The organism is Oleiharenicola sp. Vm1 (assembly GCF_047777955.1).
In the GTDB taxonomy this organism is placed as follows: Bacteria; Verrucomicrobiota; Verrucomicrobiia; order Opitutales; family Opitutaceae; genus Didemnitutus.
This window is the reverse complement of sequence record NZ_CP180537.1, coordinates 2,921,143-2,937,015: the sequence shown is the minus strand read 5'-3', so window position 1 is coordinate 2,937,015 and position 15,873 is coordinate 2,921,143. Positions and strand designations below refer to the sequence as shown.

Below are 15,873 nucleotides of genomic sequence, written 5' to 3'. Positions count from 1 at the left end.
GGCGGCGCTACGACTGCGAGCCGTAGTATTTCTTGTAGCTCCGGTAGTATCGGTAGTTCGAGTAATACTCGATGCGGCGCGGCGAGAGGCCGTTGAGCACGACGCCGAGCAGCTCGTTTTTGCCGTCGCGGAGCGACTTGATGTAGAGGCGAATGTGTTTCCGGTAGGCGCGGTTGAAGCGGCAGACGTAGATCACCTCGTCGGTGTGCGCGGAGATGAGCAGCGAGTCGGTGACGGCGCCCATCGGCGGCGAGTCGATCACGACGAGATCGAAGTGGTGTTTGAGCGACTCGATGAACTGGCCGAAGATCGGGTTTTCGAGCAGCTCGGTCGGGCTCTTGGAGCGGCCGCCGGAGCGGAGGAGGAAGAGGTTCTCGTCGACCTTGGTCAGACCCAGCGTCGGGTCGGAGACGGGATCGTCGGGAATCTTGGCGCCGGCCTCGAACCAGGCGATGAGGCCGGTCTCGTTGGTGAGCTTGAAGTGGCGGTGCAGCATCGGGCGGCGCATGTCGCAGTCGATGAGGAGCACGCGCTTGCCGTGGCGGGCGAACGAGGCGGCAAGGTTGCACGAGATCATCGTCTTGCCCTCGCCGGGGATGGTGGAGGTGACGAGGATCGACTTGGGGAAGTCGAGTTTCGACTGGATCTTGACCGAGCTGTAGACGCTGAGGAAGGCCTCGGAGCCCGGGGAGGTCTTGTTGCTCGTGACGAGGTTGTGCTTCTCGCCCTCGGGGATGTCGGCGAGCTCGGGGATGATGCCGAGGAGGTTGACGCCGATAAAGCCCTCGATGTCCCAGGCGCTCTTGACGCGGTCGTCGAGGAAGCTGAGGCCGACGGCGACGGCGGCGAAGACCACGAAGCCGAGGCCGGCGCAGGTCTTGACGATGTTGCGGATGTTGGGCGTGTAGGGGCCGCCGGGCGGGACGGCGGCGTCGAGCGGCTTGACCGGGATGTTCTCGAGGTTCTTCGAGGTGGTGGTCTGGTTGAGGCGGTCGAGGATCTGGATGTAGTTGTTCTTGGCGACGGCGGCCTGGTTCTCGAGCGACTTGAACTCGACCGAGAGCTCGCCGAGGCGGAGCTGGTCGTTCTCGGCGACCTTGTATTCCCGCTCGAAGGAGGCCTCGGAGTCGTGGATCTTGGCGAACTGGGTGTTCAGGTCGGCGATCGCCTGCTCGATGTTTTTCTGAATCTGCTGATTGAGGACGTCGATCGAGTTGGCGAGGTCGATCATCTTCGGGTGGCGCTCGAGGTAGCGCTCGCTCAGCACGGACTGCTGCTTGGTGAGCTCGGCGAGCTGGGCCTTGAGGGAGGGGATCGTGCCGTAGGAGGCGATGTATTGGATCTCGAGGAGATTGCTGCCATCGGCCTTCATGCGCTCGATCTGCTTGAGCACGACCTCGAGGTTGAGGCGCTCGAGACGGACGCGGGTGAGCTCGGCGTTGATCGACTTGAGGCGGTCGGCGACGATGTCGACGCTGGCGGAGAGGGAAACGAGGTTGTTCTTGCGCTTGTATTCCTGGAGGCGGGTCTCGGCGGCCTCGGATTCGCGGCGGAGGTCTTCGGCGCGCGTCTTGAGATAGTCGATGGCGTATTCGTTTTTGCCGCCGACGTTCTCGATCAGGTAGCGCATGAACTGCTTCACGTAGGCGTTGGCGATGATGGCGGCGCCGTCGGGGTCGCGGTTCGTGACGTTGACCGAGATGAGGAAGCTGTTGCGCAGCGACTGGATGCTGATGCCGCCGACGCAGTTGCCCGCGGGCGGAGGCGTGGAGCCGGGCGATTCCTTTAGGTAGGGGCGCTGGAGCTTCTGCACCTCCTCGGGGGTGAGGGATTGCACCACCATCGAGCGGAGGCGTCCGCTCTCGAGGATGCGGATGTAGGTGTTGAGATCGATTTCGGAGCGGACGGTCGGGTCGACGACCTGCTCGTTCAGGACGACGCGCTCGGGGCGCTCGAACTGCATGGTGGCCGCGGCGGCATACATCGGCGTCTCCTGAGCCTGGTAGTAGCCGAGGGAGACGGAGACGAGGAGGGCGACGGGGAGAGCGATCCAGAGGCGCTCGCGCAGGATGATGTAGTAATCGCGGAGCGTGCGGCGCTCGACGACCTGCTCTTCGTTGCCGTGAAGCGAGGACGGTTTCTTCTGGTCCGGCGGCGGAGCGGCGAGAGGGGAGGACATGGAGGAATTAGATCAGGCGCTCGGGCACGTAGACGACGTCGCCGGGCAGGAGGAGGAGGTTGTTGTCGTCGATCTTGCCGTCGCCCTTCTTGCCCTTGATGAGGCTGTCGACGTCGACGGTGAAGATCTTCTTCGTGCCGTCGGGGAGGATACGGGTGATGTTCACCGCGGTGCCCTTGCCGATATCGGTGATGCCGCCGGCCTTGGTGACGAGTTCGGAGACCGTGAAGGTGGATTCGGTCGGAAGCGGGTAGCGGCCGGGGTTGCGGATCTGGCCCTGGATCGAGACCTCGCGGGGGGCGTATTCCTCGACGCTGACCGTGACCTGGGGCGCGCGGAGGAAGCGGCCGTCGCGGTAGGCTTTCTCGATGACCTGCTGGGCCTCGACGACGGTCAGGCCGCCGATGGAGATCTCCTGGATGAGGGGGAGGTTGACCATGCCGCGGGCGTCGATGCGGGCGAGCGTGGTGAGATCGTCTTCCTGGTAGATGGCCACGCGGACGCGATCGGCGAGCTGGAGGCGGTGGACGTAGGCCTTCTTGGCGTCGGCCGGGTTGATTTGCGCGAACAGCGCGCCCGCCAGCCCGAGGGCGAGGGAGAGGAACGTGAACCGCAGGAGCGTTTTCATGGCGTCAGTAACGGGAGGAAATGTCCAGCGAGTAGCCCGTGCGTTCGAAATCCGAATAGCTGAGCGTGGACCAGTTGTGAAGGTAGTTGTAGGAGAAGCTGGCGCGGAGGTGCTCGCTCCAGTTGACGGAGAAGCCGACGTCCCAGGTGAAGAATTCGTCGCGGCGGCCTTGCGTGGTGCCGTCGAGGAAGCGGTTGCGGCCGTAGCCGAGGCCGCCGTTCGCCTGGTATTTGCGGCTGAAGTCGTAAGCGGCGTTGAGCTGGCCGGTGATGGAGTCGACGGAGCCGCCGACGGCGGTCGTGCTGAAGTCGCGCATCGCGACGCCCTTGACGTTCAGCTTGCGGGTGACGGTCCACGTCACGTCCGAGGCGACCGTTATCTGCGAGAAGGAGGTGCCGGTCTTGTCGATCGTGCGGCGCTGGAGGCCGACGCGGACGGCGCCGTTGACCTTGGGGATGATCTGGTTGACGAGGCCGAACATCAGCGACTGGTCGGTCGTGGTGTCGAGGGTCGTCTGGCCGACGCGGATGCGGTAGGAGAGGGAGAGGTCGGACTTGGAGGTGAAGACGTAGAGCAGGTCGAGGCCCTCGCTGTAGTCGGTGTAGTTGAGCAGGCCCGAGCCGTCGGTGTAGCTGCGTTTCAGGTAGCCGCTGGTGGAGGTGACGTAGAATTTGTCGTTGATCGGATACTTGACGTTCAACCCGAGCGGGAAGTTCCAGGTCTGCGTGCGGAGGTTGACGGCGCTGTCGGCCCGCGAGGAGCGAAACGCATTGATCGTGAACGCGCCGGTGGTGCGGCCGGTGGTCTTGTTGAACTCAAGATAGAAGGTCGGGTTCCACGCGGACTGGGTCTTGTTTTTCTGGAATTCCTGGCGGTCGAAGACGGCCTTGGCGTTGACCGCGATGATGCCGGCGCGGCGCTTCAGCTCGAGGCCGACGGTGGCGCTGTAGATGTAGTCGCCCGACTCGTCCTTCGCCGCGGAAAAGATGTTCGAGTCGTAGGCGAAGGTCAGATTGCCGAAGACGAAGACCTGGTTCCGGGTGCCGTCGATGTTGAGCAGCGCGAAAGCGCTCGGCGGCATGAGCAGCAGAGCGAGGACGCAAAGGGGAGCGAGACGGCGGAGGGAACGGAGCGGCACTGGTGACGGAGGCTCACTGCCCGCCCGGAAGGCGGTCGGGGCTGACGGTGATGTTGGTGGGGAGATTGGCGGGGGTGGTGGGCGTCGCGACGATCTCCTCCGTCGGCGTGTCCGTCGTGCCCGTGCTGCCGGTGTTGCCCGGCGTGTTGCTGGCGGCGGGGGTGTCACCCGAGCCCGTGGTGTTCTGCTGCGGTTCGCCCTCGGCGCCGAACTGGGCCTTGGTTTCGATCGTCTCGAACGAGACGGTTTTCTTCGCCGCGCAGGCCGCGCTGACCTTGTCGTCGAGCGTGGGCATCATTTGGGGCTCGATCGGAGCCACCGTGACGATGGGCGGGCGGCCCGGCGGGCCGGGGCGGATCGTCGCCTTTTCGCCGGGGCGGAGGAGGGTGCCGCCGGTGTCCTTGCCGCCCGTGCGCACGGTGATGTCGCCGTCGAGGAGGTAGATGGTGGACTCGGAGCCGTTGGTGGAGACGGCGACCTTGCCGCCGCGGATGTTCACCGAGGCGTTCGGCGTGGAATAGTTCATGGTCGAGCCCGACACGAGCTGGCTGGTGCAGATGTTGACCTGGCCGCGCGACACGAAGACGTCGCTCTGGGAGATGGACGGCTCCGTCTCGGTGCTCTTTTCGCGATCCGGCCGGAAGGGCTCCTGCACGAAGCGGTCGACTTCCACGCGGGTGTTTTCGTCGACCAGCATGCCGGTGCCGTTGGAGTAGACGAACGCCTGGTGCGAGTCCTTGCCCGTCTCGATCACGGTGCCGGGCGCGTCAAAGGCGGTGGCCTGCTTCGCGGTGTGGGACTTGCCCTCGGTGGTGATGTTGCCTTCGCCGACCGATTCGGCGAGGAACAGCTTGCTCGTCGGCCCCTTCTTCTTGCCGAGCTGGCGTTGGGCAAACGCGGACGGCGCGGCGACGACGGCGAGGATCGTCGCGGCGGCAAGGAGGCGGTAGAGTGTTTTCATGGCGCAGGAATTTCGGGATCGGGCTAAAGCTCGATAGCTGTCAATAAATAGGGTGTTAACCCTACATCAAGCTTTAAACCGAAAGTTTTTATGCGCCTAAGACGCTATCCAACAAGCAGGTTCAAGAGCTTGCCCTTCACGTAAATGGTGCGTTTCAGCGCCTTGCCGGCGACATGCGGCGCCACTTTGGGATGCTCTTGGGCAATCTTGATCAGATCGGCCTCGGAGCTGGCCACAGGGACCTGAGCGTCGCCGCGGTGTTTGCCGTTCACTTGAAACACGATCGTCATCGCGTCCGCGACCAATTTGGCGGCATCGAACCGGGGCCAAGTGGCCTCCATGGCGGTGCCCGTTCCGCCGAGGCGCGACCAGAGCTCCTCGCCGAGGTGCGGCGCGAACGGCGCCAGCATCTGGGCGAACTCCAGCAACGCCGCGCGCGGGAGCGCCGGCTCTTTTTGGAGCGCGTTCAGGTAGATCATCATCTGCGAGATCGCGGTGTTGAACCGCATCGCGTCGAGATCCTCACCGACTTTCTTGATCGTCTCGTGGCGGATTTTCTCGGTGTCGGCGGTGAGGGCGGCGGCGTCGGAGACGCGGCTGTTCAGCTTGCCGTCCTCGCCGATGCACTCGCGCCAGAACTTGCGGAGGAAACGGTGCACGCCCTCGATGCCCTTCGGGTTCCACGGCTTCATCGCCTCGAGCGGCCCGAGGAACATCAGGTAGAGGCGCAGCGTGTCGGCGCCGTAGGTGCGGATGATGTCGTCCGGATTGACCACGTTGCCGCGGCTCTTGGACATCTTCACGCCGTCCTCGCCGAGGATGATGCCCTGGTGGAAGAGTTTCTTGAACGGCTCGGCCTGCGGCACGACGCCGAGGTCGAAGAGCACCTTGTGCCAGAAGCGCGCGTAGAGCAGGTGCAACACCGCGTGCTCGGCGCCGCCGACGTAGAGGTCGGGCACGCCCCAGTAATTCAGCGCGTCCTGGCCCGCGAACGTCTGGGCGTTCTGCGGGTCGAGGTAACGCAGGTAATACCAGCACGAGCCGGCCCACTGCGGCATCGTGTTCGTCTCGCGACGGCCGCGCACCCAGGCCTCGCCGGCGGGCTTCGGCTGCGACGCGGGCACGGCGGCGCCGGTCTCGGCGTTGAGCCAGATCTCGAGCCACTCAGGGACGTTCGCGAGCGGGCTCTCGCCGGTGCCGCTGGGCAAATACGATTGCACGTCGGGCAGCTGCAGGAGCAGCGCCGTCTCCGGGAGCGGCAGCGCGAAAAGCGTGGTGCCGTTCTCGACGAACGTCACGGGCTGCGTCGGCAGGTCGCGGCGCAGCTTCGCGGCGCGCGCGTAGTCGTCGGCGCCGACCCACACGATCGGGAAAGGCTCGCCCCAGTAGCGCTGGCGCGAGAACAGCCAGTCGCGGAGCTTGTAGTTCACCGTGCCCTTGCCGATGCCCTTGGCCGCGAGGTCGGCGGTGATCTTCTTCTTCGCGTCCTCCCAGTTGAGGCCGTCGTAGCCGGGCGAGTTGATGAGCTTGCCGTCGCCGGTGTGGGGGAGGGTGTCGCTGCCGTCGGTGGCGGCGATGACGCGCGGCGTGGGCAGGTGATACTTCTGCGCGAACTCGTAGTCGCGCTCGTCGTGCGCCGGCACGGCCATGATCGCGCCGGTGCCGTAGCCCATGAGCACGTAGTCGGCGATCCAGACGGGCACGCGCGCGCCGTTGACGGGATTGATGGCGTAGCTGCCGGTGAAGACGCCGGTCTTTTCCTTCGCGGCGTCGGACATGCGGTCGACGTCGCTCTTCGAGGCGGTGGCCTTGCGGTAGGCTTCCACTTCAGCGCGCTGCGCGTCCTTGGTGAGGCCGGGCACGAGCGGGTGCTCGGGCGCGAGCACCATGTAGGTGCAGCCGAAGAGCGTGTCGGGACGCGTGGTGAAGATCTTCAGGTCGCCGAGCGCGGCGTCCTCCAGCTTGAACAAGACCTCGGCGCCTTCGCTGCGGCCGATCCAGGCCTCCTGCATGCGCTTGGTCGAGTCGGGCCAGTCGACGTCCTTGAGGCCGTCGAGCAATTGCTCCGCGTAGGCCGTGATGCGCAGGACCCATTGGCGGAGATTCTTGCGCTCGACGGGGAAGCCGCCGACCTCGGACTTGCCGTCGATGACTTCCTCGTTGGCGAGGACGGTGCGCAGTTCCGGGCACCACCAGACCGGTCGCTCGTCGACGTAGGCGAGGCCCTTCTTGAAGAGCTGGAGGAAAATCCACTGCGTCCAGCGGAAGTATTTCGGGTCGGTCGTGTCGACCTCGCGCTCCCAGTCGTAGGAGAAGCCGAGCGCTTTGATCTGTCGGCGGAAATTCGTGATGTTGTTCTGCGTGTTCGAGGCCGGGTGCGTGCCGGTCTTCACCGCGTGCTGCTCGGCGGGCAGGCCGAAGGCGTCCCAGCCGATCGGGTGGAGGACGTTGAAGCCCTTGGCGCGCTTGTAGCGGGCGAGGATGTCGGTGGCGGTGTAGCCTTCGGGGTGGCCGATGTGCAGGCCCGCGCCGGACGGGTAGGGGAACATGTCGAGCACGTAGTATTTCGGCTTCGAGGAGCCATTCTCGGCTCGAAACGGGCGCGTCTGCTCCCAGATTGACTGCCAATGCGGCTCAATCTTGAGAAAGTCGTAGTCGGTGCAATCAGTAGGCTTCACGTGAAATCCGTCACTGTGCGACATTCACCATTACCGTCAATCATCCTCCCGGTCGTTCTCGCGGCCGGGTTTCTGTTCGCGGCGGGCCCGGTCGCCGCGGCCGCGGGCGTCAGCCGCGGGTTCACGCGCCTGCTCGATGCCGTCGTGCGCATCGACGTGACGGAGACGACCTTCGACGAGGGCACGAAGCGCACCGAACGCGGCATCGGCTCGGGCGTCATCATCTCCGCCGACGGCCTCATCCTCACCAACGCCCACGTCGCCAGCCCGCAGGCCGTCGAGATTTCCGTCACGCTCGCCAGCCTCGAGCGCGTCGGGGCCAAGCTGGTCGGCTGGGACCACTGGACCGACCTGGCCGTCATCCGCCTCGACATGGCCGAGGTGAAGGCGCGCAAGCTCAGCTTCACCCACGCCGATTTCGGCGACAGCGACGCGCTCTATCCCGGCCAGACCGTCTACGCCGTCGGCACGCCGCACGGCCTCACGCGCACCGTCACGCGCGGCATCATTTCGAACAACCGCCGCTACTTCGAGGATTCGCGCGCCGTGCGCGGCTACGAGACCGGCTCGTTCAACACCTGGCTGCAAACGGACGCCGCCATCAACCCCGGCAACAGCGGCGGCCCGCTCGTGACCGAGGACGGCAAGGTCGTCGGCATCAACTCGCGCACCTACATGGGCGCGGACAACCTTGGCTTCGCCATCCCCTCCGCCGTCGCCCAGCGCGTCGCCGAGGGCCTGGTGAAGAACGGCAGCATCACGCGCAGCTACCTCGGCATCCGCCCGCGCGAGCTGCAGGACCTCGAGCGCTTCTACTCGCTCGCGGCCAACACCGGCCTGCTCGTCGACAGCGTCGACCCCGGCTCGCCCGCGGCGCGCGCCGGCGTGCGCCCGAGCGACATCATCCTCTCGCTCAACGGCACGAAGCTCGACGGGCGTTTCCCGGAGCAGCTGCCGCCGATCCAGAATCTCATCGCCAGCCTTCCCGTCGGCTCCGTCGTGAAACTCGGGGTGAAGCGCGGCGCGCAGACGCTGTCGCTCAACGCGACGACGGAGAAGCTCGAGAGCCGCGTGGGCGAGGAGTGGGCGTTCGAGAAATGGGGCCTCAGCGTCCGCAAGGTCTCGCGCGCCTACGCGCGCGAAAACCAGCTGACGGACGACAGCGGCGTGCTCGTCATCGGCGTGCAGCCCGGCTACCCGGCGGCGCAGTCCGGCATCGCCCGCGGCGACATCATCACCAAGGTCGGCGGCGAGACCATCCGCGACCTCGCGCGCCTGAAGGAGCTGCACGCCGCCTACGAGGCCAAGCCCGAGCCCGTCCTGGTCGAGGCCCAGCGCAACCGCCGCATCGCGCTCTACGTTTTCAAGCCATGATCACCTCCCGCCGCCTCGCCGCGGCTTTCGTTGCCGTCACGTTCACGCTCCACGCCCTCGCCACCGACCTCGCCGCGCTCCTGCCGGAGCGCCTGCGGTCGATCGTGGCCGTCGAGTTCACGATCCAGACCGAGATCGAGCGGCGGCAGGTCACGATTGCCGGCACCGTCGTCGACGATCAGGGCACGATCATCATCCCGGGGGCCAACATCCCCAGCGGTCTTGCGGTCGATCAGCTGAAGGACTTCAAGGTCTACCTGCCCGAGCAGGACGAGTCGACGCCCGCCACCTATCTCGGCCAGGACGAGCTCACGGGCTTCCACTTCGTGCGCGCGTCCGACGGATTGCGCGCGAAGCTGAAGCCGATCACGGCCTTCGCTCCCGCGCCCGAGCCGCCCCTCGGCACCGAGCTCTGGGGCCTCGGTCTTCGCGGCAAGGACGAGGATTTCAAGCCCTACGCGCTCAGCTCGCACGTCGCGATGATCACCACGCTCCCGAACAAGACCGCGCTCACCGCCCACGACCTCGGCGCACCCGGGTTGCCGGTTTTCGACGCCAGCGGGCGCCTTGTCGGCCTGACCCTGAGCTCGTTCGGGCAAAATTACCTGCTCTTCTCCCGCACGCAGCACGGCACGCCGGTCATGCTGGTGAACGCCGACGAGAGCAGCGTCGTCCTGCTCGCGAACGAGTTCATGCCCTACCTCCATCGCGTGCCCGCCTCGCCGAACGGCCGGCCGGTGACCTCGATCGGCATCTACGGCCTGCAGCCGGTCGATCCCGACGTGGCGAAACTGCTCAAGCTCGAACGCCAGTCCGGCCTCGTGGTCAGCGACATCCTCGAGGACAGCCCGGCGGCGAAGGCCGGCCTGCAGGACCGCGACATCGTGCTCGCGATCGACGGCCAGGCCCTGCCGCGCCTCCGGCCCGATCGCAGCGTGATCGGCTATTTCGGCCAGGAGGTGCTGAAGCGGAAAGCCGGCGACGTCATGACGCTCACCGTGCTGCGCGGCGCGGAAAAGCACGACCTGAAGGTCACGCTGGGGGAGGAGCCCAAGATGGTGCGCGAGGCCGCGCGCCGCTATTTCGAGCGCCTCGGCTTCACCGCGCGCGAGTTCGTCACCGCCGACCTGGTCGCGCAGCGGGCCAAGGCCGCCGAGATGGGCGGCGCGGTAGTGAACTTCGTCCGCCCGAACAGCCCGGTGGCGAACGCCGGTCTGCGGCCCGACGACTGGATCCGCGAGATCGACGGCACTGAGGTCCACACCTACGCCGAAGTGGTGGACAAGCTGGCGGCGGTCGAGAATGACAAAGCGCGCGCGGAATTCGTGTTGCTCACGCGCCGCGGCGGAGAGACGCAAGTGCTCCGCGTAAAGCTCAACTAAGATGTTCACCGGAATCGTCGAAGAAACAGGCCAGGTCGTCTCCTTCACCCGCGGCGCGAAAGCGTGGTCGCTCCACCTCTCCGCGTCGCTCGTTCCCAGCGACGTGAAGCTCGGCGACAGCGTGGCCGTCAACGGCTGCTGCCTCACCGTCGTGCGGCACGACGCGGGCCACCTCTGGTTCGACCTGCTCGAGGAGACCGTGCGCCTGACCAGCTTCGCCGAACTGAAGCCCGGCGCGGCCGTGAACCTCGAGCGCAGCCTGCTGCCGCAGGGACGCATGGGCGGGCACTTCGTCAGCGGCCACATCGACACGCTCGGCCGCGTCGAGATCTTCGAGCAGCGCGGCGCCGACCATTACCTGAAGGTCCGGGCCCCCGCCGGCAGCGGCCGCTACCTGATCCACAAGGGCAGCATCGCCATCGACGGGATCTCGCTCACCGTCGCCGAAGTCGACGGCGACGCCCTCGCCGTGTGGCTCATCCCGCACACCCTGGCGGTGACGAACCTGCGCGAGAAGCGCGTGGGCAGCGGCGTGAATCTCGAGTTCGACCTCCTCGGCAAATACGTGGAGAAACTGATCGCCGCACGCCTGCCCGCTTCCGCATGAACGTCCGCGAACACCTCCTTGCGCTCACCGATGAGCTGCGCCGCCTGAAGGCGGAAGGCAGCCGCACGGTCGTGGTCAGCGAGGCGAGCGTCGCGGAACTGCGTCGCGCGGTCGAAGTGGCCCGCGCGGAGCTCGGCACCCCGGCGGCGAGCGCGGCGGCCGCGGGAGCGCTGGAGGAGTCCGCGCCCCCGCCGCCGTTGCGACGGCGGCGGAGGCGCCGCGCAGCGCTGCGCTGCCGGTGTTCGCCCCGCCGCCGCCACCGCGCATCGTGCCGGCGAGCGCGGCGTCGAGCCTGGGCACGCCGCCGCCGTTCACCTTGCCGGAGGGGGACAAGGCCGCGCGCTGGAACGCGCTGCGCGACATCGTGCTCAACGACGCGACGTGCCAGGCGCGCGTCTATGCCGGCAAGAAAGTGGTCTTTGGCGTCGGTCACCTGGACGCGACGGTGATGTTCATCGGCGAGGCGCCCGGTGCCGACGAAGAGGAGCAGGGCGAACCCTTCGTCGGGCGCGCCGGCCAGCTGCTCAACCGCATGATCAAGGCCATGGGCCTCGAGCGCTCGCAGGTTTACATCGGCAACATCCTGAACTGGCGCCCGGAGATGGGCGCGCGTTCGCCCGACGGCTTCCAGACGGGCAACCGTCCGCCGACGCTCGACGAGATGGCGTATTGCCTGCCGTTCATCCGCGCGCAGATCGACATCATCCAGCCGCGCGTGCTCGTCGCGCTGGGCAAGACCGCCGTCGACGGCCTGCTCGGCGCGGATCGCTTCAAGACCATGGGCGCGGCGCGCGGCTCGTGGCATGCCTACAACGGCATTCCGCTGCGTGCGACCTACCATCCCTCGTATCTGCTGCGCCAGGAAGGCCTGCGCAGCGAGGCGGCGCTGAAGATCAAGCGCGACGCCTGGGAGGATTTGCTCGCCGTGATGGAGAAGGCGGGGATGCCGATCTCCGACAAGCAGCGCGGCTACTTCAAGACCGGTTGATCCGGTCGCGCCACGCGGGGGAGAGGAACGCCGCGGCTCAGCGGACGTTGGCGTAGGCGCTGACCACCACGACGTCGCCCGTGTCGGCCTTGCCGCGAACGCGGATGGCGGCGCTGGCGGCCTCCGCCGTCGCGGTCGGCTTGATGAAGAGACGATAGCGGCGCCCGGCTTCGACGGTGGCGAGGCGCGCCTCGAAGGACGTGGCGGAGACGAACACCTCGTCGAACACGATCTTCAGGTCGGGGTTCACGGCCACGTCGACGATCTTCTCGTCCGCGGCGGCGCCCGTGTTCCAGTCGAGCACGCGCGGCGTCACGGCGGCCAGCTCCGGCACGTTGATCTCGACGTGCAGGCGTTGGGGCGCGGTGCCGTCGTCGGTGAGCACGACCACGCTCCGCTGGTAGACGCCGATGCGGTCGCCGACGGTGAAGCGGGCGTTCACGACACCGGTCTCGCCGGGTTGATAGACCGGCTTGTCCGCCGCCGCCGACATGCAGTCGCAGTTCACCTGGACCTCGCGGATCGCGACGGGCCTGGCGCCGGTGTTCTTAAACGCGAAGGCAACCTCCAGCGTCTTCTGCAGCGGCTTGGTCGCGCCGGAGAATTCCGTGGAGGTCCAGGTCAGCGCGGCGGACGCGGCGGCGGTGAGGGAAGCGCCAAGCAGCGCGGCGAGGGCGAAGCGGAGCGGTTTCAAGCGGAGCGAAGGGGAGGAGAGCGTCGCGCACGAGCGCGAACTGTTGGGCGAGGGCGGACTGCCGGGCGGCGACCGCGGCGAGCTGGCCGGCCTTGGCGGCGGTCTCCATTTCCAGCGCGACGGCCGCCAAGCCGCTGGCGCCGAAGTTGCCGGCGCTGCCCTTGATGCTGTGCGCGGCCCGCGTGGCGAGCGGGACATTGCCGGTGGCCAAGGCATCCTCCAACTCCTTGATGCGCAGAGGGGTGTCTTGCAGGAAAATGTCGATCAGCTCGGTGAAAAACGCGCCGCCGTCGTCCGGCGAAACCGCGCGCAGCGCCGCGATCGCCTCGGGGTTCAGGATGGGCTCGACCATGGGGATGGGCTCATCGAATCCGACTCGCCGCCCGAGGCAAGCCGGATGCCGGGGAGGCGTCTTTTCAACATTCGCATCATGGAATCCAGATACGTTGATAATCTACTTGCTCCGGCCGCGTGCGGCCTCTTTCTTCGCCGCCTCATCCTATGGCCAATCACTTCGTTTTCTCCTCCGAGTCGGTCGGTGAAGGTCACCCCGACAAAGTCGCCGACCTGATCTCCGACAGCGTGCTCGATGCCTGCTTGAAGATCGATCACACCTCGCGCGTGGCGTGCGAGACGTTCGTCAAGTCGAACGTCGTCGTCGTCGGCGGCGAGATCACCATTCCGAAGCTGCAGGATCCAAAGAAGGGCACGACCAAGCCGCTCGAGGAAGCCATCAATCTCGGCAAGGTCATCCGCGATGCCATCCGCGAGATCGGCTACGTGAATGACGACGACGTGTTCCACGCCGACAAGGTTTTCATCAACAACTACCTCACCGCCCAGTCGCCCGACATCGCCCAGGGCGTAGACGCCAAGAAGGCCGAGGGCAAGAAGACGGCCGAGCAGGGCGCCGGCGACCAGGGCATCATGTTCGGCTACGCCTGCAACGAGACGCCCGAGCTCATGCCGACCCCGATCATGTTCGCGCACCGTCTCGGCCGCGAGTTGACGAAGGTCCGCAAGTCCGGCGCGGTCTCCTGGCTCCGCCCTGACGCGAAGACGCAGGTCTCCGTCCGTTACCAGAACGACAAGCCGGTCGAGGTCGTGAACGTCGTCATCTCCACGCAGCACACCGCGGACGTGAAGCACGCGACGATCGAAAAATACCTCATCGAAAACGTCATCAAGAAGGTCATCGACCCGAAGCTGCTGACGAAGAACACCGAGTATCTCATCAACCCGACCGGCCGCTTCGTCGTCGGTGGCCCGCAGGGCGACTCCGGCCTCACCGGCCGCAAGATCATCGTCGACACCTACGGTGGCTGGGGCCGCCACGGTGGCGGCGCCTTCTCGGGCAAGGATCCGTCCAAGGTCGACCGCTCGGCCGCCTACATGGGCCGCTGGGTCGCCAAGAACATCGTCGCCGCGGGCCTCGCCACGCACGCCGAGATCCAGTTCGCCTACGCCATCGGTCACCCGAAGCCCGTCTCCGTCCGCGTCGAGACCTTCGGCACCGCCAAGCTCGGCATCTCCGACGAGCAGATCACCGAGGCCGTGCAGAAAGTTTTCTCGTTCAAGCCGGCCGATATCGTCGCCCAGCTCGACCTCCTCCGCCCGATATACCGCCAGACCACGAACTACGGCCACTTCGGCAAGAAGGGCCTGCCGTGGGAATCCACCGCCAAGGCCGCCGAGCTCCGCGCCGCCATCAAAGCCTAACCACTCTCTCCATGGCCAAAGCCAAGAAATCCGCCACCGCGGACTACCACGTCAAGGACATCGGTCTCGCCGACTGGGGTCGCAAGGAAATCTCCATCGCCGAGCACGAAATGCCCGGCCTGATGTCCGTGCGCGCCAAGTTCGGCCCGAAGAAGCCCCTCAAGGGTGTTCGCGTCACTGGCTCGCTGCACATGACGATTCAGACCGCCGTCCTCATTGAGACGCTGGTTGAACTCGGCGCCTCCGTGCGCTGGGCGTCGTGCAACATCTTCTCGACGCAGGACCACGCCGCCGCCGCCATCGCGGCCGCCGGCGTGCCGGTCTTCGCCTGGAAGGGCGAGACGCTCGAGGAATACTGGGATCTCACCTGGAAGGCCGTCAGCCACCCGAACGGCACCGGCCCGCAGCTCGTCGTCGACGACGGCGGCGACGTCACGCTCCTCCTCCACAAGGGCTACGAGATGGAGCAGGGCAGCGACTGGGTGGACAGCGCCTCCGGCTCGCACGAGGAGCAGGTCATCAAGAACCTCCTCAAGAAGATCAAAAAAAGCCAGCCCGGCATCTTCACCGCGATGGTGAAGGAGTGGCGCGGCGTCTCCGAGGAGACCACCACCGGCGTTCACCGCCTCTACCAGCTCCACGAGCAGGGCAAGCTCCTCGTCCCCTCCATCAACGTCAACGACTCGGTCACGAAGTCGAAGTTCGACAACCTCTACGGCTGCCGCGAGTCCCTCGCCGACGGCCTCAAGCGCGCCACCGACGTCATGATCGCCGGCAAGGTCGCTTGCGTGTGCGGCTACGGCGACGTGGGCAAGGGCTCCGCGTTTTCGCTCAAGGGCTTCGGCGCGCGCGTCATCGTCACCGAGATCGATCCCATCAACGCCCTCCAGGCCGCGATGGAAGGCTTCGAGGTCAACACCGTCGAGTCCACCCTCGGCGTCGCCGACATCTACGTTACGACCACCGGCAACAAGGACATCATCACGCTCGAGCACATGGCGAAGATGAAGGACCAGGCCATCGTCTGTAACATCGGCCACTTCGACAACGAGATCCAGGTCGACCGCCTCTACAAGGCGAAGGGCGTGAAGCGCACGACGATCAAGCCGCAATACGACATGTTCACGTTCCCCAACGGCAACAGCATCTACCTGCTCGCCGAAGGCCGCCTCGTGAACCTCGGCTGCGCCACCGGCCACCCGTCGTTCGTCATGTCGAACTCCTTCACCAACCAGACGCTCGCCCAGCTCGATCTCTGGAAGAACAAGGACGTCTACAAGGTCGGCGTCTATCGCCTGCCCAAGCACCTCGACGAGGAAGTCGCCCGCCTGCACCTCGAGAAGATCGGCGCCAAGCTGACCAAGCTCACCAAGGAACAGGCCGCCTACCTCGGCGTCCCGGTCGAGGGTCCCTACAAGCCCGAGCACTACCGCTATTGAACCGGAAGCCGATTCACTAGCGTCCGCCGTAGCCTCGGCGAAGGCGGACCGAATCCGGTGCAACCTTCCTAACATCCCAACGCCGC

The 15,873-nt window shown here is 66.3% G+C and carries 13 protein-coding genes; 6 read left to right on the top strand and 7 right to left on the bottom strand.

Annotated features, from left to right (window positions below):
* Window positions 1-7: 7 nt before the first annotated feature.
* The 5 genes from ACMYLB_RS14295 to leuS all read right to left on the bottom strand — a co-directional run bounded on the left by ACMYLB_RS14295 (window position 8) and on the right by leuS (window position 7,584).
* A complete protein-coding gene (locus ACMYLB_RS14295) occupies window positions 8-2,179 on the bottom strand; it encodes a GumC family protein (protein WP_415907645.1) in 2,172 nt (723 codons plus the stop codon).
* Window positions 2,180-2,186: 7 nt separating this feature from the next.
* Window positions 2,187-2,807 carry a polysaccharide biosynthesis/export family protein gene (locus ACMYLB_RS14290; protein ID WP_415907644.1) on the bottom strand — a complete coding sequence of 207 codons (621 nt, stop codon included), beginning with the start codon at window positions 2,805-2,807 and terminating at the stop codon, window positions 2,187-2,189.
* Window positions 2,808-2,811: 4 nt separating this feature from the next.
* A complete protein-coding gene (locus ACMYLB_RS14285) occupies window positions 2,812-3,888 on the bottom strand; it encodes an outer membrane beta-barrel protein (RefSeq protein WP_415907643.1) in 1,077 nt (358 codons plus the stop codon).
* A 70-nt stretch (window positions 3,889-3,958) separates the two neighbouring features.
* Window positions 3,959-4,906 carry a FecR domain-containing protein gene (locus tag ACMYLB_RS14280; protein ID WP_415907642.1) on the bottom strand — a complete coding sequence of 316 codons (948 nt, stop codon included), beginning with the start codon at window positions 4,904-4,906 and terminating at the stop codon, window positions 3,959-3,961.
* Between the two features lie 104 nt (window positions 4,907-5,010).
* Entirely contained in the window at window positions 5,011-7,584 is a 2,574-nt protein-coding gene (leuS, locus tag ACMYLB_RS14275) for a leucine--tRNA ligase (protein WP_415907641.1), read from the bottom strand.
* Here leuS and ACMYLB_RS14270 point away from each other — a divergent pair, their 5' ends adjacent.
* The 4 genes from ACMYLB_RS14270 to ACMYLB_RS14255 all read left to right on the top strand — a co-directional run bounded on the left by ACMYLB_RS14270 (window position 7,585) and on the right by ACMYLB_RS14255 (window position 11,935).
* Entirely contained in the window at window positions 7,585-8,958 is a 1,374-nt protein-coding gene (locus ACMYLB_RS14270; protein WP_415907640.1) for a trypsin-like peptidase domain-containing protein, read from the top strand.
* Window positions 8,955-10,340, top strand: coding sequence for a PDZ domain-containing protein (locus tag ACMYLB_RS14265; protein WP_415907639.1), 1,386 nt, complete (start codon window positions 8,955-8,957; stop codon window positions 10,338-10,340). The genes ACMYLB_RS14270 and ACMYLB_RS14265 overlap by 4 nt, the downstream gene beginning before the upstream one ends.
* 1 nt (window position 10,341) lies before the next feature.
* Entirely contained in the window at window positions 10,342-10,947 is a 606-nt protein-coding gene (locus ACMYLB_RS14260; protein WP_415907638.1) for a riboflavin synthase, read from the top strand.
* Between the two features lie 238 nt (window positions 10,948-11,185).
* Complete coding sequence (locus ACMYLB_RS14255; protein WP_415907637.1) at window positions 11,186-11,935, top strand: uracil-DNA glycosylase; 750 nt, start codon at window positions 11,186-11,188, stop codon at window positions 11,933-11,935.
* Between the two features lie 37 nt (window positions 11,936-11,972).
* On the opposite strand, the gene ACMYLB_RS14250 is transcribed toward ACMYLB_RS14255, so the two are convergent.
* Both ACMYLB_RS14250 and ACMYLB_RS14245 read right to left on the bottom strand, forming a co-directional pair.
* Complete coding sequence (locus ACMYLB_RS14250; protein WP_415911093.1) at window positions 11,973-12,506, bottom strand: DUF1573 domain-containing protein; 534 nt, start codon at window positions 12,504-12,506, stop codon at window positions 11,973-11,975.
* On the bottom strand, window positions 12,484-12,981 hold the full coding sequence (locus ACMYLB_RS14245) for an Hpt domain-containing protein (protein WP_415907636.1): 498 nt from the start codon (window positions 12,979-12,981) through the stop codon (window positions 12,484-12,486). Before ACMYLB_RS14245 ends, ACMYLB_RS14250 begins: the two co-directional genes overlap by 23 nt.
* 149 nt (window positions 12,982-13,130) lie before the next feature.
* Here ACMYLB_RS14245 and metK point away from each other — a divergent pair, with 149 nt between their 5' ends.
* Both metK and ahcY read left to right on the top strand, forming a co-directional pair.
* Entirely contained in the window at window positions 13,131-14,348 is a 1,218-nt protein-coding gene (gene metK / locus ACMYLB_RS14240) for a methionine adenosyltransferase (protein ID WP_415907635.1), read from the top strand.
* 11 nt (window positions 14,349-14,359) lie between these two features.
* On the top strand, window positions 14,360-15,787 hold the full coding sequence (gene ahcY / locus ACMYLB_RS14235) for an adenosylhomocysteinase (protein WP_415907634.1): 1,428 nt from the start codon (window positions 14,360-14,362) through the stop codon (window positions 15,785-15,787).
* Window positions 15,788-15,873 lie beyond the last annotated feature (86 nt).